This is a genomic window from Thiobacillus sp. SCN 63-57, assembly GCF_001725555.1.
Taxonomy (GTDB): domain Bacteria; phylum Pseudomonadota; class Gammaproteobacteria; order Burkholderiales; family Thiobacillaceae; genus Thiobacillus.
The window spans coordinates 21,005-42,637 of sequence record NZ_MEGP01000016.1 but is presented as its reverse complement, the minus strand read 5'-3'; the positions used below and the strand labels follow the sequence as shown (position 1 = coordinate 42,637).

The following is a 21,633-nucleotide window of genomic DNA, read 5'->3' as shown; positions in this document are numbered from 1 at the left end:
TCGGCTGCGGCAGCCGTCCCCGGACGGCCCAATCCGCGTTTCCGTTAAAGAAACGCGAAACCGGGCCGAATCAGCAGGGGCGACCCTTCGCGAATGGGAGAGCGGATGCTATCCGAAGACAATCTGGTCATCACCGGCATACAGGAAAATGGAAAAAAATTCCGCCCGTCGGACTGGGCCGAACGCCTGTCGTCCACACTGGCCAGCTTTCATCCTGACAACCGCCTGCGCTATTCATCGGGCGTCCAGCCCTGCATGATCGAAGGGGAATACTGCCTGATCGTCGCACGCTGGCTGAAAGCCGCCGACCCGGCCGCCTATGACTATGTCATGGGGTTCGCCCAGGCGAACCAGTTGCGAATCCAGATGGATCGCCGCGCCGGCGCACGCGCCTTATCCTGCTGACACCCATGCGGCCCTAGGTGGCCCGCTGCCGGGCCGCCTCGAACACGGCCACGGCCAGGGCCGCCGCCGCATTCAGAGATTCGATCCTGCCCGGCATCGGAATGCGTATCGCGGCACTTGCGGCGGCACACACCGCCTGCGACAGACCCGCGCCTTCGTTGCCCACGATCAAGGCCAACGCGCCGGTCAATGCACGCGCATACAGGTTGCCGTCCTCGGCCAGCGCGAGCGCGAGGCTCTCTCCTTCGAAACCTGCCAGCCAGTCCACGATATCGACGCCGCTGACGAGCGGCAGCACGAACTGCGCGCCCTGCCCGCCACGCAGCGCCTTGGGCGACCATGGATCGTGGCAGCCTTTCGACAGCACGGCCAAGGTCGCCCCTGCCGCCGCGCCGGTACGCAGCATCGATCCGAGATTGCCCGGATCCTGGATGTCTTCCAGCACGATGACGAGCGGCGTGGCCTCGATGGCCGGCGGCGCGAGCCAGGCAGCCTCGGCAAGCAGGCCGGTCGGTGTCGCAACCGGCGCGAGTTCGGCAAACAGCGCGTCCGACAGCTCGACGGCCTTGGCGTGCGGACACTGCCCAGCCAACCGTTCGAAGCGGCCGGCATCCAACGAGGCCGCGCGCACCAGCGTATGCGGCTGGCCGCCGGCATCGAGATAGGCCGCCAGCAAATGCTCGCCGTCGAGCAGGGTCATCCGGGCCTCGCGGCGCGCGCGGGCCGAGTCGGCAAGCTTTTTCAGCCGTTTGAAGAGAGGGTTGTCACGTGAGGAAATGACGGTTTCGGTCATGCCAGGATTATCCGCGATTCGTCTTCTCGGGCGTACACTCACACCATGCGCATCGCCCTCATCACCCCGTATGGCCGCGAGCATCGCAACGGCAACTGGCACACAGCCTCGCGCTGGGCGCGCTTCCTGCGCGAGGCCGGACACGCAGTGCGGGTACAGGTGGAATGGGACGGCCGCCCGGCGGATCTGATGCTGGCACTGCACGCTCGGCGCAGCTTTGCCTCGATACGCGCCTTTGCCGAGCGTTTTCCGACCCGGCCGCTGCTGCTCGCGCTCACCGGTACCGATCTGTATCGCGATATTCATGAGGATGCCAACGCCCAGCAGGCGCTCGAACTCGCGCACCGGCTCATCGTGCTGCAGGATCGCGGTCCCGACGAACTGGCACCGCATCTGGCCGCCAAGACGCGTGTGATCTACCAGTCGTCGCCCGATATACCCCGCCGCCCGCCTGCCTCCAAGGCCTTCGAGGTGCTGGTGATCGGTCATCTGCGCGAGGAGAAGGACCCGTTCCGCGTCGCGCTCGCCACCACCTATCTGCCCGAGCATTCGCAGATCCAGGTCACCCACCTCGGCAGCGCCCTGTCCGAGGACATGGCGCAGACGGCCGAAATGGCGCAGGCCAAGCTGCCACGCTGGCACTGGCTCGGCCAGGTGCCGCACAAGACCGTACTGAAGCACCTGTCGCGTGCGCATCTCATGGTCATCAGTTCGGTGATGGAAGGCGGCGCCAACGTGATCTGCGAGGCGCTGGCGGCCGGGGTGCCGGTGCTGGCATCGCACATGCCGGGCAATATCGGCATGCTCGGCCAGGACTATCCCGGCTATTTTCCGGTGGGCGATGAACGGCAGCTGGCCCGACTGATGGCGATGGCCGAGCGCGATCCTGCGTTCTATGCCGACCTGCTCGACCATGCCGCGACCCGGCGCAGCCTGATGCGCCCCGAGCAGGAAGCCAGCCGGCTGCGCCAGGTGGTCGCGGAATTCGAGCAAAACCCGGCGTAGCCCCGACACCGTTCGATCAGCCTGCTCAGCCCTCGTCAAGCAGGATCCCGAACATGCGTGTCCGTCGGGCCTTGCTCAATCCGCGCCAAACCCGAATTGCCTCGCGGGCGACACGCGCGTCGCCCGTAACCGAGTACTCGACCGCGAGCGCGCGCCAGACATCGGCCAGTTTCGGATCGAGCGCCTGCAATTTTTGCAGGGCCTGCGTCACCCCTGCCTGGCCTTTCACCCGATAAAACGTCAAACCCAGGTTCTGCCAGGCCGGGAGATAGTCGGGATCGATCTCCACCGCGGCGCGATAGGCCCGCATCGCCTCATGCGCGTGTCCGCTGTCACGCCAGGCATTGCCCAGATTGTTGCGGGCCAGCACGTCGCCCGGAGCCAGGCTGAGATTGTGCCGATACGCCGCGATCGCCTCGTCGAAGCGTCCCAGTTCACCCAGTGCGCGTCCCTGGACGAACCAGGCCAGCGGATTCCTCGCATCGACCCGCGCCCAATCCTGGCCCCATGCCAGCAAACCCGACCAGTCGGCACGCCTTTCCAGAGTTTGGGCCTGTTCGACCCATTCGACCTGGGCCCGCGCCGCCAAGGCGGCCTGGTCACCCTCCAGACCGAAGGTCTCGGCCGCCACGGCCGGCCCTGCGCAGGCAAGACCGGACAAGCACACAAGCAACAGGACGGCACGACTCGACATAGGACGGGAATCGCAGTCCTTACGGCCCGCGACGAAGGAATCGACCGGATTCATTTTACGCCGTGCTTGACGCATCGCTTATGCTGTCGGCTGCACAAGAAAACAGCTGCCCCATGTCCGCCACCGAACATTTCATTCCCGGCAAGGATGCTTCGCTCGAAGCGTCGATCGCCACCCTGCAATCCAAGCTCGAAGCCATCGGTTTCCACATCGAGGAGCGTTCCTGGCTCAATCCTGTGGAAGGCGTGTGGTCGGTGCACATCCGCGACCGCGACTGCCCGCTGCTGTTCACCAACGGCAAGGGCGGCTCGGAACTGGCGGCACGGGCGAGCGCCCTGGGCGAGTACTTCGAACGGCTGTCGACCAATTATTTCTGGACCCATTTCTATCTGGGCGAGACGATCGCCAACCGCAGCTACGTCCACCACCCCGACGAACGCTGGTTTGCGCTCGACGGCGGCGACGATGCCTGGCCGACCGACCTGCTTACTCCCGCGCTGCATGGCCTTTACAACCCCGATGAGCGCGTGCGCGCCGACCAGCTGATCGACCTCAACTCCGGCAACACCGAGCGCGGCATCTGCGCCATCCCCTACCAACGGCTTTCCGATGGCAAGACCGTGTATTTCCCGGTCAACCTCATCGGCAACCTCTACGTCAGCAACGGCATGTCGGCCGGCAACACGCTGATGGAAGCGCGCACCCAGGCACTGTCCGAAATCTTCGAACGCCACATCAAGTTCCGCATCATCGAGGAAGGCCTGTGCCTGCCCGACGTGCCCGAGGACGTGATCGCCCGCTATCCGCGCATCGCCGCGGGTATTCGCGGCCTGCGCGAAGCCGGCTTCGGCATCCTGGTGAAGGACGCCTCGCTCGGCGGCCGCTACCCGGTGATGAACGTCACCCTGCTGCACCCGCACGACCAGGGCTGCTTCGCCAGCTTCGGCGCGCACCCGCGCTTCGAGGTGGCGCTGGAACGCGCGCTGACCGAACTGCTGCAAGGCCGCGCGCTCGATTCACTGGCGGGCTTCCCCGCGCCCGGCTTCGACCAGACCGAAATCGCCGACCCGCAGAATCTGGAAATCCACTTCGTCGATTCCAGCGGCGTGATCTCCTGGCAGTTCCTGCGCGACACCCCCGACTACGACTTCGCCGACTGGAATTTCGGCACCACCACCGAAGAGGATTACCACTGGTCGGTCGATGCGCTGCACGCCGAAGGCCACGAGCTCTACATCGCCGACTTCGAACATCTGGGTGTCTACGCCTGCCGCATCCTGGTACCCGGCGTCTCCGAGATCTACCCGGTCGAGGAACTCGAATTCGAGAACAACAGTGTCGGCAACCTGCTCCGCCCGGCACTCGCGCGCCTGCCGGAGCTCGTCGAAGCCGAATGCGCCGCGCTGTTCGATCTGATGATCGAACTCGAACTGGCGGACGACCGCCTGGTATCGGTCCTGATCGGCCTTGCGCCGGACGCCGATTCACCCTGGACCGACCTGCGCGTCGGCGAACTGAAACTGCTGCTCGCGTTGGCCATCGGCGACGACGACGCCATCCTCGAAGGCTGCACCTGGATCGCCCAGTACGGCCAGCGCAGCGACGCGCGCCTCAAGGTCTACCGCTGCATCGCCGACCTCATCCAGCTCGCCGACCCCAGCCCCTTCGAACCCGCGCTGGCCCTGATGTACGGCCGCGACACGCTGGAACAGGCGTTCGCACTGTTCAACCAGGACGAGCGCTTCTTCGGGCTTAGCAAACTGGGCAGCAATTTCGAGGGCAGCGCGATTCACCAGCGCCTGCTGGAAGCGTATCGCAAGGTGCGCGGCTAGAACTGTAGCCGATGAAAATCCCCAAACGCCTCGAACCCCTGCTCGAAGACGGCCTGATCGACGGCGTCGTGCGCCAGCTGATGAGTGGCAAGGAAGCCATGGTCTTCGTCGTCGTGTGCGGCGACGACATCCGCTGCGCCAAGGTCTACAAGGAAGCGAACAAGCGCAGCTTCCGCCAGGCCGTCGACTACACCGAGAACCGCAAGACCAAGAACAGCCGCCAGGCGCGCGCCATGGCCAAGGGCAGCAAATACGGCCGCGAAATGCAGGAAGCCGCGTGGCAAAGCGCCGAGGTCGATGCGCTGTACCGGCTCGCTGCCGCCGGCGTGCGCGTGCCCACGCCGTACAACTTCCATGAAGGCGTGCTGCTGATGGAACTGGTGGCCGATGCCGAAGGCAATGCGGCGCCCCGGCTCAACGACGTGTCATTGAGCGAGGAAGAAGCGCTCGCCCACCACCGCACCCTGATCAGGGAAGTGGTGCGCATGCTGTGCGCCGGCGTCGTCCACGGCGACCTGTCCGAGTTCAACATTCTCATCGACTCCGACGGGCCGGTGATCATCGACCTGCCGCAGGCGGTCGACGCAGCCGGCAACAACCACGCCCAGGCCATGCTGACGCGCGACGTGAACAACCTGAGGGGATACTTTGGCCAATTCGCACCGGCGCTGCTGGCCACGCAATACGCCGAGGAAATCTGGGCGCTGTACGAGCACGGCAACCTGCATCCCGAGACCGAGCTCACCGGCCGGTATGAATGCACGTTGCCGGAAGTTGATCTGGAAGGCGTGATGCGGGAGATTGATGATGCGCGCGATGAAGAGGCGGCACGCCAGTTACGGTTGCAGGCGCTGGAGTAATTCAACGCGGGCTTGCAGAACCTATTGGTCAGCTCCCTGACGCAACAAAACGGCCAGCCCCTAAATCCCGGGCATGCCGACGAATCGCTCCAGCGCCTTGAAATCGGCAATCCAGCGACACACGCCCACATACTGCGACGTATCCACACGGCCCTCCCCGGCAAGCGCGACATAGGGGAAACAGGCGATGTCGGCAATGGTCGGGGCGGAGCCGGCCAACCACTGCGCTGCGCCGAGACGAGACTCCAGCACGCCAAGCGCCTGCCCGGCAGCCTGATGCGCAGCCTCGAGATCGCCCGCAAGCCCCAGGTGAACGATTGCGCGGGCGCGAAACAGGCCCGTTTGTATCTCATTCTGAGCGAGTTCGAGCCACTGCATCACCTGGCCGAACTGCGCGGGATCGCGGGGCAGCCAGCACGCCGTCTTGTCGTAGCGCGACGCCAGGTAACACAGAATGGCGGTCGACCCCCAGAGGCTGAACTCGTCCTCCTGAATAGTGGGAATCTGCCCGCGCGGATTCAGCGTCAGATAGGCGTCATCCACCTGGTTCCGGCCATCCTTGATGGATACCGGTATACGTTCATGCGGGATGTCCAGAAAAGACAGCAGCAAACGGATCTTGTAGGCGTTCCCGGACGTCTCGCGGTCATAGAGTTTCAACATGTGCAATCCCCGTCAAGCAACATTGTCGGCCTCGATCTTCCTGAGCAAGGCATCGGCTTCGGCCAGTTGGGCTTCGCTGAAGACATGTACGCCGGCTTGCTGCAGGATTGCGGCGGTTACGCCGCGATCTTTTACCCGGGTATCGGTGAACGTGCCATCGAAGATGAAACCTGTCCCGCAGGATGGACTGCCTTCCTTCAACACGGCGATCCGGATATGCCGCGCGCGGGCCAGTTCAAGTGCTTGCTCCGCGCCGCTGATCAGATAGGCCGATACGTCACGGCCATTGGAATCGACAGCCTTGGCAATGCCGGCGAGCACTTTCAAGCCACCGGCACCTTCGGCAATTTCAGCGCGCGGCCGCGGAACTGGCAGGCCGCCTGCAACTTCCGGACAGACGGCCACGACACGCCCTTCGCGTTGCCATTGCCGCAGGATGTCATGGTCGCAGCGCATGTCGCCGCCGTTATAGCGAACTGCCTCGCCGAGCAGGCAGGCACTTACAAGAACGGATTCCATGCAGCCATTAAAACGGGATCGAACGGGAATTTCAACTTCGCCCCCTGCCCGCGGATTCTTGTCGCGGTCGGCTCCGCCTTCACGCGTTTCGTTGCCGTACCGTCTCGTACAGGCACAGCGCCGCCGACACCGACACGTTGAGGCTTTCCACCGTGCCGCCGATGGGAATGCGCGCGACCTGGTCGCAGCTCTGCTTGACCAGGCGGCGGATACCCGCGCCCTCGGCGCCGAGTACCCAGGCGATGCCGGTCCTGGCGTCGATGCCGGACAGCGGCTGCTCGCCGTCCATGTCCGCGGCGATGACCCAGATGTTGTGTTCCTTGAGGTCCTCGATCGTGCGCGCGAGGTTGGTGACCATGATGTAGGGCACGGTCTCCGCGGCACCCGAGGCGACTTTTTCCACCGTGGCGTTGACGCCGACGGCGTTGTCCTTCGGCGCGATGACGGCGTGCACGCCGAAGGCGTCTGCTGATCTAAGTATCGCGCCGAGGTTGTGCGGGTCGGTGACGCCGTCGAGGATGACCAGCAGCGGCGGTCCTTCGATATTTTCCAACACCTCGTCGAGCGAATGCGTCAGCGCAACCGGCTTGACGCGGGCGACGACGCCCTGGTGCTTGGCGGCCTTGCCGACCAATCGGGTCAGCCGGTCGGCTTCGACCTGCGCCAGCTTGACGCCGTGGTCCTTCGCCTGGTGCACCAGGTCGCGTGCGCGCGCGTCGCGGCGGGTCAGGTCGAGGTAGATTTCGAAGATGCCCGCGGGGTCCTGGCGCAGGCGGGCCAGGACGGGGTGAAAGCCGTAGATGAGTTTTTCTGCGGCGTGCTTGTCGGCGGACTTCTCGCTCATTTCTGCTTGCTACCCGACTTGGATTTGGCGGACCGGGGCTTGGAGGAATTCTTTTCCGACGCCGATTGCGCGAATGCGCGCTGCATGTCGAGGGCAGAGTTTTCCTGCTCGACCAGGCTGAAGTCGATCTTGCTGGTCTCGATGTCGGCGCGCATCACTTTGATGCGTACGCGGTCGCCCAGGCGATATTTCTTGCCCGTCCGCTCGCCGAGCATCATGTGCTTGGCCTGGTCGTAGTGGAAGTAGTCCTGGCCGAGTTCGGAGACGTGGACCAGGCCCTCGATGAAGATCTCGTCGATCGCGACGAACATGCCGAAGCTGGTCACCGCGCTGACGGTGCCGTTGTATTCGTCGCCGATGCGGTCCTGCATGAAGTAAGTCTTCAGCCAGGCGTCGACGTCGCGGGTGGCGTCGTCGGCGCGGCGCTCGGTCATCGAGCAGTGGGCCCCGATTTCCGTCAGGCCCTTGGCGGGCAGCTTCTCGCCCAGCAGCACGGCCTTGATGCCGCGATGCACCAGCAGATCGGGATAGCGGCGGATCGGCGAGGTGAAGTGGGTGTAGGCCTCGTACGCCAGGCCGAAGTGGCCCTTGTTGTCCGGGCTGTAGATCGCCTGCCTGAGCGAGCGCAGCATCACGGTCTGCAGCAGACCGTGGTCGGGGCGATCCTTGATCTTGTCCAGCAGCGCGGCGTAATCCTTGGCGTGCGGCTTGTCGCCGCCGCCGAGGTCGAGGCCGAATTCGGCGAGGAAGCCGCGCAACGCGGCGAGCTTCTCCGGCGTCGGGCCTTCGTGCACTCGGAACAGCGCGGGCTGCTTGTTCTCGTGCAGGAAATCCGAAGCGCAGACGTTGGCCGCCAGCATGCATTCCTCGATGATGCGGTGGGCATCGTTGCGGATCACCGGCACGATCTCCTTGATCTTGCCGTTGTCGTCAAAAATGATCTGCGTCTCGGTCGAGCCGAAGTCGATCGCGCCGCGCTTGGCGCGCGCCTTCAGCAGGGTACGGAACAATTTGTCCAGTGCTTCCAGGTGCGGCATCAGCGCGGCGTGCTTCTTCTCCGGCTTGGCAGTGCCGGAGAGCCAGTCCCACACCTGGTTGTAGGTCAGGCGCGCGTGCGAATAGATCACCGCCGGGTAGAAGCGGTATTCCTTGATGCTGCCCGCCGTGGTGATGCGCATGTCGCACACCATCGACAGACGGTCGACTTCCGGGTTGAGCGAGCACAGGCCGTTGGACAGCGCCTCCGGCAGCATGGGGATGACGCGGCGCGGGAAGTACACCGAGTTGCCGCGGTTGAAGCCTTCGCTGTCGAGCGCATCCTTGGGTTTGACGTAATGGCTGACGTCGGCGATCGCCACGATCAGGCGGTAGCCGCTGCGGCCCAGCGGCTCGCAATACACGGCGTCGTCGAAGTCGCGCGCGGTCTCGCCGTCGATGGTGACAAGCGGCAGATGGCGGATGTCCTCGCGGTCGGCCATGTCCTTTTTCTGCACCTTGCTCGGCAGCTTCGATGCCTGCGCCTCGACCTCGGGTGGGAACACGTAGGGCAGGTCATGCTTGCGCAACGCAATCTCGATTTCCATGCCCGGGCCGGTGAAGCTGCCCAGAATCTCGGTGACGCGGCCGACGGCCTCGTTGTGCGCGCCGGGCTGGGTGACGATTTCCACCGTGACGACCTGGCCGGATTTTGCGGCGCCCGCATTTTCCGTGGGAACCAGAATGTCCTGGTTGATGCGGCGGTTCTCCGCGATCAGGAAGCCGACGCCGCCTTCGAGGTAGTAGCGGCCGACGACAAACTGGTTGACGTGCTCCAGTACTTCGACGATCTTGGCCTCACGCCGCCCGCGCTTGTCGAAGCCGGCGACCCGTACCAGCACCTTGTCGCCATGCAGCACGCGGTGCATTTCCTTGGGCGACAGATACAGGTCGTCACCGCCCTCTTCCGGCACCACGAAGCCGAAGCCGTCAGGATGGCCTTCGACCCGGCCCTTGATCAGATCGAGCTTGTCCGGCAGGCACAGCTGGCGCTTGCGATTGAGCATCAGCTGGCCGTCGCGCTGCATCGCGCCGAGACGGCGCTGGAACAGGTCGCGCTCGGCCTCGGTGATGTGCAGCTGTTCGGCAAACGCATCGACATCGACCGGGCAGCCCGCCTCGGTGATCAACTGCAGGACGTATTCGCGGCTCGGCAAGGGCGATTCGTAACGCTCGACTTCACGTTCGTAGAACGGGTCGGCCAGGCGGATTGCCGGGATCTTGTGCTTGCTGGCGCGGCTGCGGGATTTTTTTGAAGTCCGCGCCTTCATTGCCCAGATGGCGGAATTGGTAGACGCACTAGGTTCAGGTCCTAGCGGTGGCAACACTGTGGAGGTTCGAGTCCTCTTCTGGGCACCAAACGCTGCAAGTAAAAAGCCGACCTTGTGTCGGCTTTTTACTTTTTCAGGCTTCATTTTAACCATCAGGCCTCGTAGGGGTGACGACGCACGATCGTCTCCACCCGGTCCGGTCCGGTCGACACCACATCCACCGGCACTTCGCACAAGGCCTCCATCCGCTTCAGGTAGGTCTGCGCCTTCTGCGGCAGCTTGTCGAATTCCTGCACGCCCACGGTCGTATCGCTCCAGCCCGGCAGGTCTTCGTAAATCGGCTCGACGTGGGCGATCGATTCGGCGCCCACCGGCAGGATGTCGCAGGTCTCGCCATCGATTTTATAGCCCACGCACACACGCACGGTTTCCAGGCCGTCCAGCACGTCGAGCTTGGTCACGCACAGGCCGGTGACGCCATTGATCTGGATCGAACGCTTGAGCGCAGCGGCGTCAAACCAGCCACACCGGCGTTGCCGGCCGGTGGTGGCGCCGAACTCGTGTCCCTTCTCGCCGAGGTACTGGCCGACGTCGTCGAACAGTTCGGTCGGGAACGGCCCCGAGCCCACGCGCGTGGTGTAGGCCTTGGTGATGCCAAGCACGTAATGCAGCGTGTTCGGGCCGACACCGGCGCCGGTGGCGGCGCCACCCGCCGTACAGTTGGACGAGGTCACGAACGGATAGGTGCCGTGATCGATGTCCAGCAGCGTGCCCTGCGCGCCTTCGAACAGCAGGTTCTCGCCTGCCTTGTTGGCTTCGTAGAGGCTGCGCGGCACGTCTGCCACCATCGGCTTCAGGCGTTCGGCCAGCGCCATCATTTCGTCGAGCGACTGGTTGAAGTCGACCACGTCGGTCTTGTAATAGTTCTTCAGCATGAAGTTGTGGTGGTCGAGCACCTCGCCCAGCTTGGCGGCAAAGCGCTCGCGGTGGAACAGGTCCTGCAGCCGCAGCGCGCGGCGCGCCACCTTGTCCTCGTAGGCCGGGCCGATGCCGCGGCCGGTGGTGCCGATCTTGCCGGCGCCCTTGGCGATCTCGCGCGCGCGGTCGAGCGCGACATGGTGCGGCATGATGAGCGGGCAGGCTTCGCTGAGCTTGAGACGGCTCGCAACATCGACGCCGGCGGCCATCAGCATGTCCATTTCCTCGATCAGCGCGGTCGGCGACAGCACGACGCCGTTGCCGATGTAGCAGGTGACGTTGTCGCGCAGGATGCCGGACGGGATCAGGTGCAACACGGTTTTCTTGCCCGCCACCACCAGCGTGTGGCCTGCGTTGTGGCCGCCCTGGAAACGCACCACGCCCTGTGCGCGGTCGGTCAGCCAGTCGACGATCTTGCCTTTGCCTTCATCGCCCCACTGGGTACCGATGACGACGACGTTTTTTGCTGCCATGGTGCAATCTCCCTTTATTTGAGCCTGTTTCAGCAGTAATCATGCCCCACGCCGGTTACCTGCGGGATGCAGTGCAAGGCGCGGGGAGCGAAGTTTGGTTGTTCCAAATGAGCGACCCGCAACGCGGCAATGCGCCCGCAGGCAACCGGCCCTCCGGGTTGAGACCAGGATCGGCATCTGCGGCGTTGCAGCGCTTGGCAATGGAATAACCATTGCCTGCGCACTGCGCCTTGCATCCATCCGATCCTGGTCTCAACGTGGGGCATGATTACTGCTGAAACAGGCTCATATCCGAGCCGGCAACGACCAGCTCGCGTAAATCCAGACTGAAGCCGGTGGCCGGGCGTGCCCGACCGAATACCCGCCCCACTTCGTCGTAGCGTCCGCCCTGTGCGATCGCATGGCTACGCCCGCCCGTGTAGGCGGCAAACACGACGCCGCTGTGGTAGCCATAGCCGCGCAGTTCGGCCAGGTCATAGGCTGCATCCACCTTGCCGAGCCCCTGATCGATCCGTTCGAGCGTGTCCAGCGCCGCCTGCACCGACGTCAGTTGCGGCAGTCGTGCACGCGCCTCGGCCAGTACGCTGCGATCGCCATACAGTTGCGGCAGTGCGGCAAAGGCCTCGCGCAAGGCGGCGGACAGGCCTGCAGTCAGCACCGTCACGGCGCTGCTGTCCTTGGCCTGCAATGCACCGAACAATTGATGTTCGACCGCGCCAGACAAGCCGGCCTCCTGTGCCAGCGCCCGATATACGCCGACGTGACCGATGTCGAGCTGCAGCGTCTTCACGCCGCACGCGTCGAGGCCCTGCAACATCAGCGTGAGAATTTCGAGATCCGCTTCCGCACCGGCTTCGCCATACAGTTCCGCACCGACCTGGATCGGCTCGCGCGAGCGATGGAAACCGTCGGATTGGGTGTGCAGCACGCTGCCCGCATAGCACAGGCGGTTCACCGCGTTGGCAGCGAGCAGGTGCGCGTCGATACGCGCCACCTGCGGCGTAATGTCGGCACGCACGCCCATCAGCCGGCCGGTCAGCTGATCGACCAGCTTGAAGGTCTTGAGGTCGAGGTCGGCCCCCACACCCGTCAACAATGAATCGACGTATTCCATCAGCGGCGGAATCACCAACTGATAACCGCGACCGCGAAACAGATCGAGCAGCGCGCGACGCATGTCCTCCATGCGCCAGGCCTGCGGCGGCAATACATCCTCGACGTTTTCGGGCAATAGCCAGGCAGTCATTTCAATTCAGTAGCATCAACAAAAAAACGCCGCCCAACATCGAGGCAGCGCCGATAAAACGCAATTGGCCGTCGCGGAGCGCCTGCATCCTGCGAAAGCCGTCACGCCATGCGGCAGGTGCGGCAAACGGCAGAATACCCTCAATCACCAGCAACAAGCCCAGTGCAGCCAGCCAGTCCGAACCCGTCATTTACCACCGGCGGCACGCGGGTTCTTCATGTATTTGAAGAAGTCTGCGCTGGGGTCGAGCACCATCACGTCGCTCTTGTTCTTGAAGCTCTCGCGATAGGCCTGCATGCTGCGGTAGAAGGCATAGAATTCCGGGTTCTTGTCATACGCAGCGGCGTAGACCGCCGAGGCCTTGGCGTCGCCCTCACCCTTGACGCGCTGGGCATCGCGATACGCTTCGGCGACGATCACCTGCTTCTGCCGATCCGCATCAGCCTTGATCTTTTCCGCTTCCGCCGCGCCGGTCGAGCGCAGTTCGTTGGCCACCTGCTTGCGTTCGGCTTCCATCCGGCGATAGACGTTTTCCGACACGCTCTCCGGCAGATCGACGCGCTTGATGCGCACGTCGACCACCTGCACACCGATCGAGCGCGCATCCTGGTCGGCCTTGGCGCGAATGAGGTCCATGACCTTATCACGCTGCCCCGAGACGACGTCGTGAATCGTGCGCTTGCCGAATTCGGCACGCAGGCCGTCATTCACTGTCTGGTTCAAGCGAATCTGCGCGCGTGTTTCATCGCCGCCGACCGAGACGTAAAACTGCCGGGCATCGATCACGCGCCATTTGATGTACGAATCGACCAGCACGTTTTTCTTTTCCGAGGTGATGAAACGCTCCGGTTCCGCCGCATCCAGCGTCAGGATGCGCGTATCGAAATAGCGGACGTTCTGTACCAGCGGCAGCTTGAAATACAGACCCGGCTTCTTTTTCACCGACACCACTTCACCCAGCTGGAACACCAGGGCGTTCTGGCGCTGATCGACAGTGAACATGCTGCCGCTCAAGATCACCAGCACCACGACCAGCCCGATCAGGATGGGGGCAGTATATTTGTTCATGGCCGATCCTCCCGATCACGGCTGCGCAAGGCATCGCGCGAGCGCAGATCCACGGGAGCAGGCGGCGTAGGCGTCGCGGCAACCGGAGGTTGCAACAGCGCGTCTGACGCACCGCTGCTGGGCTGGTTGGCAATCTGCTGCAATTTATCGAGCGGCAGATACAAGAGGCTGTTGCCGCCCTTCTGGTCAACCACCACTTTGCTGGTGTTGTTCATCACGGTCTGCATGGTGTCGAGATACATACGCTGGCGTGTCACCTGCGGGGCTTTCTGATATTCGGTCACAATTTGCGAAAAGCGGCTGGCTTCACCTTCGGCATTGGCAATCACCGCCTGTTTGTAGCCCGCAGCTTCTTCCTTCAGGCGCGAAGCCAGACCACTTGCGCGCGGCACCACGTCATTGGAATACGCTTCTGCTTCGTTCTTCAGGCGCTCGCGATCCTGCCCCGCCTTGACCGCATCGTCGAACGCAGCCTGCACTTGCTCGGGCGGCTGGATGTTCTGCAGCGTGACCTGGCTGATACTGATGCCGGTTTTGTAGCGATCGAGAATCTGTTGCATCAGCACCTTCGCCCGCGTGGCGATTTCAGCACGCCCTTCGTACAGCACAAAATCCATCTTGTTCTTGCCGACGATTTCGCGCATCGCGGTTTCGGCCACCTGCAACACCGTATCTTCGGGCGCCCGGTTGACGAACAAAAACTCCTCCGGATCCTTCAGGATGTACTGCACCGCAAACTGCAGGTCGATGATGTTCTCGTCATCCGTCAGCATCAGCGACTCGCGCAGCACCTTGCTCTTGACGTTGTTGCGATAGCCGATTTCGACGGTGCGCACCTGATCGATATTGACGATTTCGCGTGACTCGATCGGCCACGGCAAATGCCAGCGCGGCCCCGGCTCGGTCGTCTCGATATACTTGCCGAAGCGCAGCACCACGCCGCGCTGGCCCGTGTCGACGATATAGAAACCGCTCGCCACCCAAACCAGAAACAGCGCACCGAGCAACAAGCCGAGCAGATTGCCGCCGCCTGCGCCACCCGACGAGAAACCGCCGCCCCCTTCCGTATTCCGGTTGCCAAACATGCCGTTGAGACGCTGGTTAAGGCGCCGCCAGAGCTCGTCCAGATCGGGCGGTCCGCTGTTTTTGTTGCGATTACCGTTGTTGCCCCATTGCGGGTCGTTCCAGGCCATATCGTTAAGTTATGCAGAGAAAGCGGTGGATTGGGAGGTATCTTCGTCTGATGCGCTGGCTTCGTCTCGGACGCGTTCGGCGACCAGGATTTCTGACAGGGCATCACGTAAAAGTTCAAGCCCCGCGCCGGATTGCGCGGATACATACACGCTTTGCAGTTTACCATATTCGTCCCGCCCCACCCCCGGCGCAACGCCCGTCAGATCGAGCTTGTTATAGACCCGGAGTTGCGGCACGGCATCCGCCCCTATTTCCGCCAACACCTTGTCGACCGCTTCGATCTGGCGCTCGCGTCCCGGGCTGGCCGAATCGATCACATGCAGCAGCAGATCGGCTTCCGCCGTGGCCTCCAGCGTGGCGCGGAACGCCGCCACCAGATCGTGCGGCAGACGGGTGATGAAGCCGACGGTATCCGAGAGCACCACTTCGCCCACCTGAGGCAGGTATATCTTGCGTGTGGTGGTGTCCAGCGTGGCAAACAACTGGTCGGCCGCGTAGGTGCCGGCACGCGTCAGCGCATTGAACAGCGTGGATTTCCCGGCATTGGTATACCCGACCAGCGCCACCGACAACACGTGCTGGCGCGCGCGCGAACGCCGCTGGGTACGGCGCTGCTTGCCTAATTTGGCGAGCCGGTCGCGCAGCGCCTTGACCCGCATCCCGATCAGGCGACGGTCGGTTTCCAGTTGCTTTTCACCCGGGCCGCGCATGCCCACCCCGCCGCGTTGGCGTTCGAGGTGGGTCCAGCCCCGCACCAGCCGGGTCGACAGGTGCTGAAGCTGGGCCAGTTCGACCTGCAGCTTGCCCTCGGCACTGTGCGCACGGCGCGCAAAAATATCCAGAATCAACGTGACGCGATCGACCACCCGACAATGCACTCGGCGCTCCAGGTTACGTTCCTGGGCAGGTGACAGTTCGTGGTTGAAGATGACGACGTCCGCTTCGGTGGCAGCGACCAGCGCGGCGATCTCGTCGGCCTTGCCGCTGCCCACGAACAGCGCGGCATCGGGGCGGCTACGCTTGCCCTGCACCTCGCCCAGAATTTCTAGCCCGGCGCCGGCCGCCAGCAATCGCAGTTCGGCCACGCTTTCGGCAAAATCCAGATCGCCGAAATCAAGCGCCACCAGGATGACGCGCTCGCCGCCGGCATGCCGCTCAAACAAGGCGATATCTCCTGCCTGCACGCGGATGCATGGGGGTCATGGATATAACAAGGCAATACAGGGGTGGTTTCACTGGCGGACATTCAGGCTGGTATAGGGGCGGACAGCCATGCGGCACCTACGCGAGCGGATTGGAAAGTTTGATTCTAGTCCCGATCACGCCCGTGCGGACGCCCGGAAGGCTCGCCGCCTTCTACAAGTCCACCGTGCGCAGGCGCTCGGCTGCCTGTTCCGGATTGATGGTGTTGACGAACAGGCCCGAACCGAGTTCGAAACCGGTGGGAATCGACGTGCGCGGGCAGATTTCCAGATGCCAGTGGTAGCTCGGCGCATGCGCCTGCTGCTGGCTATCGTGCGGGACCGAGTGCAGAAAGAAGTTGTACTGCGCGCCGCCGATGACAGCATCCAGTCTTGCCATGGTGCGCTTCATCACCCGCGCCAGATCGGCCAGATCCTCGCCGCGCACGTCGAGAAAATCGGCCTGGTGCGCCAGCGGCAGGATGTGCACTTCCCATTCGTAGCGGCTGGCGAACGGCTTGATGGCGATGAACTTTTCACCGCGCTCGACCACGTACTGGCCGACGTTGATCTTGCGCCGCACCGCGCCGGACGTGCGGTCGTAAATGGTCGCCTCGAAGGTCAGCGCCTCGTCGATCAGCGCGCAGAAAATACAGTGGTGGTGCTTGGCGTAGTGCGCGGCACTATTCTTCACTTCGGCGTCGACGTTCTCGGGCACCACCGGCATCGCGATCACCTGACTGTGCGTATGCGGGATCGACGCACCGGCCGCCGGGCCGAAGTTCTTGAACACCAGCACGTATTTCAGCCGCTCGTCCGACTCGAACAACTGGCGCATGCGCGTCTGGTAGACGCCGAACAGCGCCGTCAGGTGCGATTCAGCCATCTCGTGCACGGCGATGCCGTGTTCATGGTGATCGATGATGACCTCGTGCCGGCCGTAACCGTCGATGGTCTGCTGCAGGCCGAAGTTGAAACCGGCCTGTTCGCGGTCGTCGCCCAGCACCGGGTAGAGGTTCTCGACCATGCGGATCTGCCAGTCACCCTCCGGCGGCCAATGCAGGATCACCGGCGGCGTCTTGTGCTCGTTGCCACGGCAGAACGGACAGGTTTCGACGTGCTTGCGGGTGTCGCGCGGTGCCAGTTCTTCGGCCTTTTTCGGGCGCATGCTGCGTGCGGTGGCGACCAGTACTGATTCGCTCGGCACAATGGGATTGATGCGGATTTCGCGAACTTCGCTGGATTCGGGGGTATTCGGGTCTGGCATGGGACGTCTCCTCAACTGGCAAGCATAAAACAGCCGGCAAGGACTGTCGGTTCATAATTCTTATGCCCCCTGTCACGCTTTTTATCCCCTCGTGCGCAAGGGACTTGCGTTGACGAAGTACGGAGCGGCGCCGACAATGCGGAATCTTTGCTGGTTTCCGGAGTACCCTCATGGACGAAAAAGCCCTGCACGACGAGCAGCGCCTCATGCGCATGATGCGCAAGACCCTGACTTCCATCGTGCGCGATACCGCGCCGCGCGACGGCAATCCCAGCCCCCTGACCGAGGCCACCGTCCTCGGCATCAAGGATTGCCTGATGGTGATTTCCAGCCGCGAAACCGAGCTCGCCCAGCTCACCGGCCGCACCTTGGACGAGCGTCCGCGCTTCACCGACGAAACGCCCACCAGCCACGCCGTCAAGATCAGCAGCATCCCGAAGAAGACGCACTAATGCATCGCGTTCAGCGATGCATCATTTAGAGACAGTCGAATGCCGCAAGCCACCAGCCTGTTCACCGATGTCGAATCGAAAGTCGTCGGCACGTCGGCGGTGGTGATCTATTCGCCTTCAGGCAAGCACCGCAAGCGTTTTCCCGAGGGCGTGGTCGAGGTCTACGCCAGCGAGGACGAAGCGCGTGCGCATGCGGATCCCGCCAAGAGCCGCCACGCCGCCATTGCCAGCGGTCCATCGCGTTCCTCCGAAGGGTTCAAGCTGTTCTATCTGGTGCGCTGGCTCGACTGAGCGAGCGTGGTTGTTGCCGATTTATCGGCTTTACAACCACGGCCTACCCCTTGCGGGTGAGCCCGCGCTGCCGGCTCAGGTTGAGCCGTAGACCTTGCGCCGTACCCGCTTCTTGCGCCGCATCCGCGTCGCCTCACTTTCGGTGAGCGGCGCGCGCGTCTTGCCTTCGTATGGATTTTTGCCCGTGTCTTCCTTCACCTGGATCCGAAGCGGCGTGCCCTGCAGCTTGAACGCCTTGCGGAAACTGCTTTCCAGGTAGCGCTTGTAGTCGTCGCGCAAGCCTTCCAGCGCGTTGCCGTGCAGAATGATCACAGGCGGGTTCTTGCCGCCCTGGTGCGCGTAGCGCGGTTTGGGACGGAACAAGCCATTCTTGGGCGGCGCATGCTGCTCCACCGCCATCTCGAGCACGCGCGTCAGCTTGGGCGTCGACATCTTGAGGAAGGCGGCGGCATGCGCGGCTTCGACATCCTTCAACAGGGTATCCAGGCCCTTGCTCTTCAAGGCCGAAATGTAATTGAATCGGGCGAAATCCAGGAAAGCCAGCTTGCGGCCGATGTCGCGCTTGATGTTGTCACGCTGCTCGGCGGACAGGCCATCCCATTTATTCACCGCCACCACCAGCGCGCGCCCGGTTTCCAGCACGAAGCCCGCCAGATGCGCATCCTGCTCGGAAACGTTCTCGCGCGCGTCGAGCACCAGCACCACGACGTTGGCATCCTCGATCGCCTGCAGCGTCTTGATGACGGAGAATTTTTCCACCGTCTCGAACACCTTCCCTTTACGCCGCACGCCGGCGGTGTCGATCAAAATGTAGGGCTTGCCGTCGCGCTCGAACTCGACGTAGATCGAATCGCGCGTGGTGCCGGGCTGATCGAACGCAATGACGCGTTCCTCGCCCACCAGGGCGTTGACCAGTGTCGACTTGCCGACGTTGGGACGTCCCACCAGGGCAATCTTGGGGATGCCGAATTCGTCGGTCTTTTCTTCTTCTTCGGAGAACGGCGCCAGCGCCTCATCCACCAAGTCGGAAATGCCGTCGCCGTGCGCGCCGGAGATCGCCAGCGGCTCGCCCAGTCCCAACTCGTGGAATTCGGCGGTCACCACCGCGCGATTCATGCCCTCGGCCTTGTTGACCGCCAGCAGCACCGGGCACGTCGCACGGCGCAGACGATCAGCGATCACCTTGTCCTGCGGCGTGAGGCCACTGCGCGCATCGACCATGAAAATGATGGCGTCGGCCTCGTCGATGGCCTGCAGTGTCTGGCGCGCCATCTCGGCCATGATGCCCTCCTTGGCCACCGGCTCGAGGCCGCCGGTGTCGACCACCAAATAGGGCTTGCCACCGATGCGCCCGCGCCCGTAGTGGCGGTCGCGCGTCATCCCCGGCATATCGTGCACGAGGGCATCGCGCGTACCGGTGAGGCGGTTGAACAAGGTGGACTTGCCGACGTTCGGGCGCCCGACAAGAACCAAAGTGGGAAGCATCATCCTAGAAACCGTAGTTGGACGCGCCCGAGGGTGCGTCTGGGCAGGTGACTGCCGCGAAGTGAGGAGGCAGCAGGCCGGGGCCTGCAACGACGAACGACAAAGGCAGGCGCGTGGCCAGGCGTGCCGGCGGGTGCGTAGCGGCCTCCATCTGCCGGTGAGTGCGATCGCAGGTTGAAGTATCGATATTCATGCAGCATTCCTAAAATTGAGCGGTCAACTGCGGTTTTTAGGATGATTATCCTTGCTGACGCGTCAGAGCCGACGCGTCGTGTTGTTTACTTGAGCCGGAACGCGACGACATTGCCTTTGGTCGTCTCCACCGCGAAACCCGGCCCGATATCGACTGGCGCCGAATGGACACCGCTGTCGACTTTCGCACGCGCCACGAAGCTGCCATCCTCGCTCGACAGCACATGGACGTATCCCTCGCCGTCGGCCACCACGACCCAGGCACCGAGTGCCAGCGGTGCGGTCACTGCACGGCGCGCCAGCTTGTCCTGCCGCCAGCCGGCGCGGCCGCTGGTTTTATCGTAGGCCGTCACGGCGTCCTTGTCGTCGGTGACGTAGACATTGCGCTCGTCCATCGCCAGGCCGGTGTTGCTCGAGGTGTCGCGCGCCCACAGCAGCTCCCCGTTGCGGCGGTCGAAACAGGCCACCCGCCCCTGATAGGCAACCGCGCACACCTGGCGTTCATCCACGGCCGGATTGCCCATCACATCAGCCACCCGTTCGAGTTCGGTCGCTCCGCGCGGCAGCGCCACGGTCGCCTCCCACAACTGCGCGCCATTGGCCGCATTGAGCGCAACCAGTTTGCCGCCCGGGAACCCGGCATAGAGCACCTCGTCACGCACGGTCATGCCGCCCGAACCGCGCAGGCTCAATACCGGCAGAGTGCGGGTGTACAGCCATTTGCGGCTGCCGTCGGCGGCCCCGAGCCCCTGCACACGGCCATCGCCCGTACGTGCGATCACAATGTCCCCTACGACCAGCGCCTGGCCGGTCACTTCGCTCGACAAAGCCACTTTCCAGCGCACCTGGCCGCTGGTCTGATCCAACGCCAGCAACTCGCCCTTGGTGCTGCCCACCAGCACCAACCCTTGCCCCACGCCGGCACCGGCCGACAGCTTGGCGTCGGCATCGGTTTTCCACACCGTGTTGCCATTGGCTACCGCGATGCGCACCACGCGGTTGCCGCCTGCGGCAAACACATCGTCGCCTGCGGCCCGGGGGCGGAACAGATAACCGCTGGTATCTCCCGTTTCGCCCTTCCAGGCTTCGGTAAGGCTGGCAGTGGGTTTGAATTCGACCAGTTCCGCGGGCTTGGCCTTGACCGGACCGTGGCCAAACCAGCCGCCCACCGTGCTGGTCATCGAACCGACCGTGCTGCATCCCGACATGACCAGCGCCAGGCCGGCGACCATCATGCGCATCTTCACTTGGTTTCTCCTCCCAGGGCATCGAGCTTCAGTTCGACGATGCTGCGATAGGGATTGTCTTTTTCCATCTTGCCGAACGCCGCCTGATACGCCACACGCGCCTCGGCTTTCTTGCCTTGCGCCATCAGCACATCGCCCCGCATGTCTTCGAAACGGAAGGCGAACGCATCGCTATGCGAGCCTGCCAGGGTTTTCAACGCCACGTCGTATTGTTTCTGGTCGAGTTGCACACCCGCCAGGTGCAGGCGCGCCAGATCCTTGACGGCCGGCTCCTTGCTGTTGGCCACAGCCCATTCCAGCTGGCTCTGCGCGCTTTTCAGGTCCTTGTTCATGACATTGAGCTTGGCCAGCAGCATCGCGGCACGTGGTGCATACGCCGTGCCTTTGTACTGGTCGAGCAGCATCGCGCCCGCTTCGCGTGCGCTCTTGGCGTCATTCGCCGCCAGCGACTGCGTGAGCTTTTCGTACACGGTTGCCGCTTCCAGGCTTTGCGTCACCGTGTGGTTCTGCCAGTAGCGCCAGCCTGCCGCCCCGGCGATCACCACGGCCAAACCGATCATCACCAGGTTGCCCCAGCGCTTCCACCAGGCTTTCAGTTCGTCCAGCCGTTCCTGCTCGTCGAGATCGTAGGTTGCCAT

23 protein-coding genes and 1 tRNA gene are annotated in these 21,633 nt (G+C 63.5%); 7 read left to right on the top strand and 17 right to left on the bottom strand.

Annotation, left to right across the window (positions count from 1 at the left end):
• The first annotated feature begins 105 nt into the window (after positions 1-105).
• A complete protein-coding gene (locus ABT23_RS07325; protein WP_296633267.1) occupies positions 106-405 on the top strand; it encodes a DUF3579 domain-containing protein in 300 nt (99 codons plus the stop codon).
• Between the two features lie 13 nt (positions 406-418).
• Here the strand turns inward: ABT23_RS07325 and ABT23_RS07320 are convergent, their stop codons facing one another.
• Positions 419-1,198, bottom strand: coding sequence for an RNA methyltransferase (locus ABT23_RS07320; protein ID WP_296633266.1), 780 nt, complete (start codon positions 1,196-1,198; stop codon positions 419-421).
• 45 nt (positions 1,199-1,243) lie between these two features.
• Here ABT23_RS07320 and senB point away from each other — a divergent pair, with 45 nt between their 5' ends.
• Entirely contained in the window at positions 1,244-2,203 is a 960-nt protein-coding gene (gene senB / locus ABT23_RS07315; protein WP_296633264.1) for a selenoneine biosynthesis selenosugar synthase SenB, read from the top strand.
• Positions 2,204-2,228: 25 nt separating this feature from the next.
• Here the strand turns inward: senB and ABT23_RS07310 are convergent, their stop codons facing one another.
• Positions 2,229-2,834 (bottom strand): tetratricopeptide repeat protein, encoded by a 606-nt coding sequence (locus tag ABT23_RS07310; RefSeq protein ID WP_296633262.1) that lies wholly within the window; start codon positions 2,832-2,834, stop codon positions 2,229-2,231.
• A 176-nt stretch (positions 2,835-3,010) separates the two neighbouring features.
• Between ABT23_RS07310 and ycaO the strand changes: the two genes are divergently transcribed.
• Both ycaO and ABT23_RS07300 read left to right on the top strand, forming a co-directional pair.
• Entirely contained in the window at positions 3,011-4,729 is a 1,719-nt protein-coding gene (ycaO, locus tag ABT23_RS07305) for a 30S ribosomal protein S12 methylthiotransferase accessory factor YcaO (protein ID WP_296633260.1), read from the top strand.
• Between the two features lie 11 nt (positions 4,730-4,740).
• A complete protein-coding gene (locus tag ABT23_RS07300) occupies positions 4,741-5,589 on the top strand; it encodes a PA4780 family RIO1-like protein kinase (RefSeq protein WP_296633258.1) in 849 nt (282 codons plus the stop codon).
• A gap of 60 nt (positions 5,590-5,649) precedes the next feature.
• Here the strand turns inward: ABT23_RS07300 and ABT23_RS07295 are convergent, their stop codons facing one another.
• The 4 genes from ABT23_RS07295 to rnr all read right to left on the bottom strand — a co-directional run bounded on the left by ABT23_RS07295 (position 5,650) and on the right by rnr (position 9,921).
• On the bottom strand, positions 5,650-6,252 hold the full coding sequence (locus ABT23_RS07295) for a glutathione S-transferase family protein (RefSeq protein WP_296633257.1): 603 nt from the start codon (positions 6,250-6,252) through the stop codon (positions 5,650-5,652).
• Between the two features lie 12 nt (positions 6,253-6,264).
• Complete coding sequence (locus ABT23_RS07290; RefSeq protein WP_296633254.1) at positions 6,265-6,771, bottom strand: DUF523 domain-containing protein; 507 nt, start codon at positions 6,769-6,771, stop codon at positions 6,265-6,267.
• Positions 6,772-6,850: 79 nt separating this feature from the next.
• The gene (rlmB, locus tag ABT23_RS07285; protein ID WP_296633253.1) at positions 6,851-7,615 is read right to left on the bottom strand and encodes a 23S rRNA (guanosine(2251)-2'-O)-methyltransferase RlmB; all 765 of its coding nucleotides are present in this window, start codon (positions 7,613-7,615) and stop codon (positions 6,851-6,853) included.
• Positions 7,612-9,921: a ribonuclease R gene (gene rnr, locus ABT23_RS07280; protein WP_296633250.1), complete on the bottom strand. Its 2,310-nt coding sequence runs from the start codon at positions 9,919-9,921 to the stop codon at positions 7,612-7,614. Before rnr ends, rlmB begins: the two co-directional genes overlap by 4 nt.
• 1 nt (position 9,922) lies before the next feature.
• On the opposite strand from rnr, the gene ABT23_RS07275 reads away from it, so the two are divergent.
• Positions 9,923-10,009 (top strand) — tRNA-Leu (locus tag ABT23_RS07275).
• A gap of 64 nt (positions 10,010-10,073) precedes the next feature.
• Here ABT23_RS07275 and ABT23_RS07270 read toward each other — a convergent pair.
• From ABT23_RS07270 to ABT23_RS07240, 7 genes are all read right to left on the bottom strand, one after another.
• The gene (locus ABT23_RS07270; RefSeq protein WP_296633248.1) at positions 10,074-11,372 is read right to left on the bottom strand and encodes an adenylosuccinate synthase; all 1,299 of its coding nucleotides are present in this window, start codon (positions 11,370-11,372) and stop codon (positions 10,074-10,076) included.
• A 268-nt stretch (positions 11,373-11,640) separates the two neighbouring features.
• Positions 11,641-12,618: an ATP phosphoribosyltransferase regulatory subunit gene (locus tag ABT23_RS07265; RefSeq protein ID WP_296633247.1), complete on the bottom strand. Its 978-nt coding sequence runs from the start codon at positions 12,616-12,618 to the stop codon at positions 11,641-11,643.
• Position 12,619: 1 nt separating this feature from the next.
• Positions 12,620-12,808, bottom strand: a complete 189-nt coding sequence (locus ABT23_RS07260) for a DUF2065 domain-containing protein (protein ID WP_296633245.1) — start codon at positions 12,806-12,808, stop codon at positions 12,620-12,622.
• The gene (gene hflC, locus ABT23_RS07255; protein ID WP_296633244.1) at positions 12,805-13,686 is read right to left on the bottom strand and encodes a protease modulator HflC; all 882 of its coding nucleotides are present in this window, start codon (positions 13,684-13,686) and stop codon (positions 12,805-12,807) included. Before hflC ends, ABT23_RS07260 begins: the two co-directional genes overlap by 4 nt.
• Positions 13,683-14,879: an FtsH protease activity modulator HflK gene (gene hflK, locus ABT23_RS07250; RefSeq protein ID WP_296633242.1), complete on the bottom strand. Its 1,197-nt coding sequence runs from the start codon at positions 14,877-14,879 to the stop codon at positions 13,683-13,685. Before hflK ends, hflC begins: the two co-directional genes overlap by 4 nt.
• A 9-nt stretch (positions 14,880-14,888) precedes the next feature.
• Entirely contained in the window at positions 14,889-16,043 is a 1,155-nt protein-coding gene (gene hflX, locus ABT23_RS07245; RefSeq protein ID WP_296633240.1) for a GTPase HflX, read from the bottom strand.
• 193 nt (positions 16,044-16,236) lie between these two features.
• Positions 16,237-17,328, bottom strand: coding sequence for a DUF4931 domain-containing protein (locus ABT23_RS07240; RefSeq protein WP_296633238.1), 1,092 nt, complete (start codon positions 17,326-17,328; stop codon positions 16,237-16,239).
• Positions 17,329-17,498: 170 nt separating this feature from the next.
• Between ABT23_RS07240 and ABT23_RS07235 the strand changes: the two genes are divergently transcribed.
• A complete protein-coding gene (locus tag ABT23_RS07235) occupies positions 17,499-17,780 on the top strand; it encodes a hypothetical protein (protein WP_296633233.1) in 282 nt (93 codons plus the stop codon).
• 39 nt (positions 17,781-17,819) lie between these two features.
• The gene (locus tag ABT23_RS07230; protein WP_296633228.1) at positions 17,820-18,071 is read left to right on the top strand and encodes a hypothetical protein; all 252 of its coding nucleotides are present in this window, start codon (positions 17,820-17,822) and stop codon (positions 18,069-18,071) included.
• A 75-nt stretch (positions 18,072-18,146) separates the two neighbouring features.
• Here ABT23_RS07230 and der read toward each other — a convergent pair whose 3' ends face one another.
• The 4 genes from der to ABT23_RS07210 all read right to left on the bottom strand — a co-directional run bounded on the left by der (position 18,147) and on the right by ABT23_RS07210 (position 21,633).
• The gene (gene der, locus ABT23_RS07225; protein ID WP_296633353.1) at positions 18,147-19,556 is read right to left on the bottom strand and encodes a ribosome biogenesis GTPase Der; all 1,410 of its coding nucleotides are present in this window, start codon (positions 19,554-19,556) and stop codon (positions 18,147-18,149) included.
• A gap of 4 nt (positions 19,557-19,560) precedes the next feature.
• Positions 19,561-19,749, bottom strand: a complete 189-nt coding sequence (locus tag ABT23_RS07220; protein WP_296633225.1) for a hypothetical protein — start codon at positions 19,747-19,749, stop codon at positions 19,561-19,563.
• An 85-nt stretch (positions 19,750-19,834) separates the two neighbouring features.
• On the bottom strand, positions 19,835-20,989 hold the full coding sequence (gene bamB / locus ABT23_RS07215; protein WP_296633352.1) for an outer membrane protein assembly factor BamB: 1,155 nt from the start codon (positions 20,987-20,989) through the stop codon (positions 19,835-19,837).
• A gap of 2 nt (positions 20,990-20,991) precedes the next feature.
• The gene (locus ABT23_RS07210) at positions 20,992-21,633 is read right to left on the bottom strand and encodes a tetratricopeptide repeat protein (protein ID WP_296633222.1); all 642 of its coding nucleotides are present in this window, start codon (positions 21,631-21,633) and stop codon (positions 20,992-20,994) included.

What these genes read in the sequence shown, in the direction of transcription:
- ycaO (WP_296633260.1), top strand. Translation starts at nt 3,011, where the DNA reads ATGTCCGCCACCGAACATTTCATTCCCGGCAAGGATGCTTCGCTCGAA.
- rnr (WP_296633250.1), bottom strand. Translation starts at nt 9,921, where the DNA reads ATGAAGGCGCGGACTTCAAAAAAATCCCGCAGCCGCGCCAGCAAGCAC.
- der (WP_296633353.1), bottom strand. Translation starts at nt 19,556, where the DNA reads ATGCTTCCCACTTTGGTTCTTGTCGGGCGCCCGAACGTCGGCAAGTCC.
- ABT23_RS07260 (WP_296633245.1), bottom strand. Translation starts at nt 12,808, where the DNA reads ATGACGGGTTCGGACTGGCTGGCTGCACTGGGCTTGTTGCTGGTGATT.
- hflC (WP_296633244.1), bottom strand. Translation starts at nt 13,686, where the DNA reads ATGAACAAATATACTGCCCCCATCCTGATCGGGCTGGTCGTGGTGCTG.
- ABT23_RS07210 (WP_296633222.1), bottom strand. Translation starts at nt 21,633, where the DNA reads ATGGCAACCTACGATCTCGACGAGCAGGAACGGCTGGACGAACTGAAA.
- ABT23_RS07325 (WP_296633267.1), top strand. Translation starts at nt 106, where the DNA reads ATGCTATCCGAAGACAATCTGGTCATCACCGGCATACAGGAAAATGGA.
- ABT23_RS07270 (WP_296633248.1), bottom strand. Translation starts at nt 11,372, where the DNA reads ATGGCAGCAAAAAACGTCGTCGTCATCGGTACCCAGTGGGGCGATGAA.
- ABT23_RS07240 (WP_296633238.1), bottom strand. Translation starts at nt 17,328, where the DNA reads ATGCCAGACCCGAATACCCCCGAATCCAGCGAAGTTCGCGAAATCCGC.
- ABT23_RS07265 (WP_296633247.1), bottom strand. Translation starts at nt 12,618, where the DNA reads ATGACTGCCTGGCTATTGCCCGAAAACGTCGAGGATGTATTGCCGCCG.
- ABT23_RS07220 (WP_296633225.1), bottom strand. Translation starts at nt 19,749, where the DNA reads ATGAATATCGATACTTCAACCTGCGATCGCACTCACCGGCAGATGGAG.
- ABT23_RS07290 (WP_296633254.1), bottom strand. Translation starts at nt 6,771, where the DNA reads ATGGAATCCGTTCTTGTAAGTGCCTGCCTGCTCGGCGAGGCAGTTCGC.
- ABT23_RS07320 (WP_296633266.1), bottom strand. Translation starts at nt 1,198, where the DNA reads ATGACCGAAACCGTCATTTCCTCACGTGACAACCCTCTCTTCAAACGG.
- senB (WP_296633264.1), top strand. Translation starts at nt 1,244, where the DNA reads ATGCGCATCGCCCTCATCACCCCGTATGGCCGCGAGCATCGCAACGGC.
- hflK (WP_296633242.1), bottom strand. Translation starts at nt 14,879, where the DNA reads ATGGCCTGGAACGACCCGCAATGGGGCAACAACGGTAATCGCAACAAA.
- rlmB (WP_296633253.1), bottom strand. Translation starts at nt 7,615, where the DNA reads ATGAGCGAGAAGTCCGCCGACAAGCACGCCGCAGAAAAACTCATCTAC.
- ABT23_RS07300 (WP_296633258.1), top strand. Translation starts at nt 4,741, where the DNA reads ATGAAAATCCCCAAACGCCTCGAACCCCTGCTCGAAGACGGCCTGATC.
- ABT23_RS07235 (WP_296633233.1), top strand. Translation starts at nt 17,499, where the DNA reads ATGGACGAAAAAGCCCTGCACGACGAGCAGCGCCTCATGCGCATGATG.
- ABT23_RS07230 (WP_296633228.1), top strand. Translation starts at nt 17,820, where the DNA reads ATGCCGCAAGCCACCAGCCTGTTCACCGATGTCGAATCGAAAGTCGTC.
- ABT23_RS07295 (WP_296633257.1), bottom strand. Translation starts at nt 6,252, where the DNA reads ATGTTGAAACTCTATGACCGCGAGACGTCCGGGAACGCCTACAAGATC.
- bamB (WP_296633352.1), bottom strand. Translation starts at nt 20,989, where the DNA reads ATGCGCATGATGGTCGCCGGCCTGGCGCTGGTCATGTCGGGATGCAGC.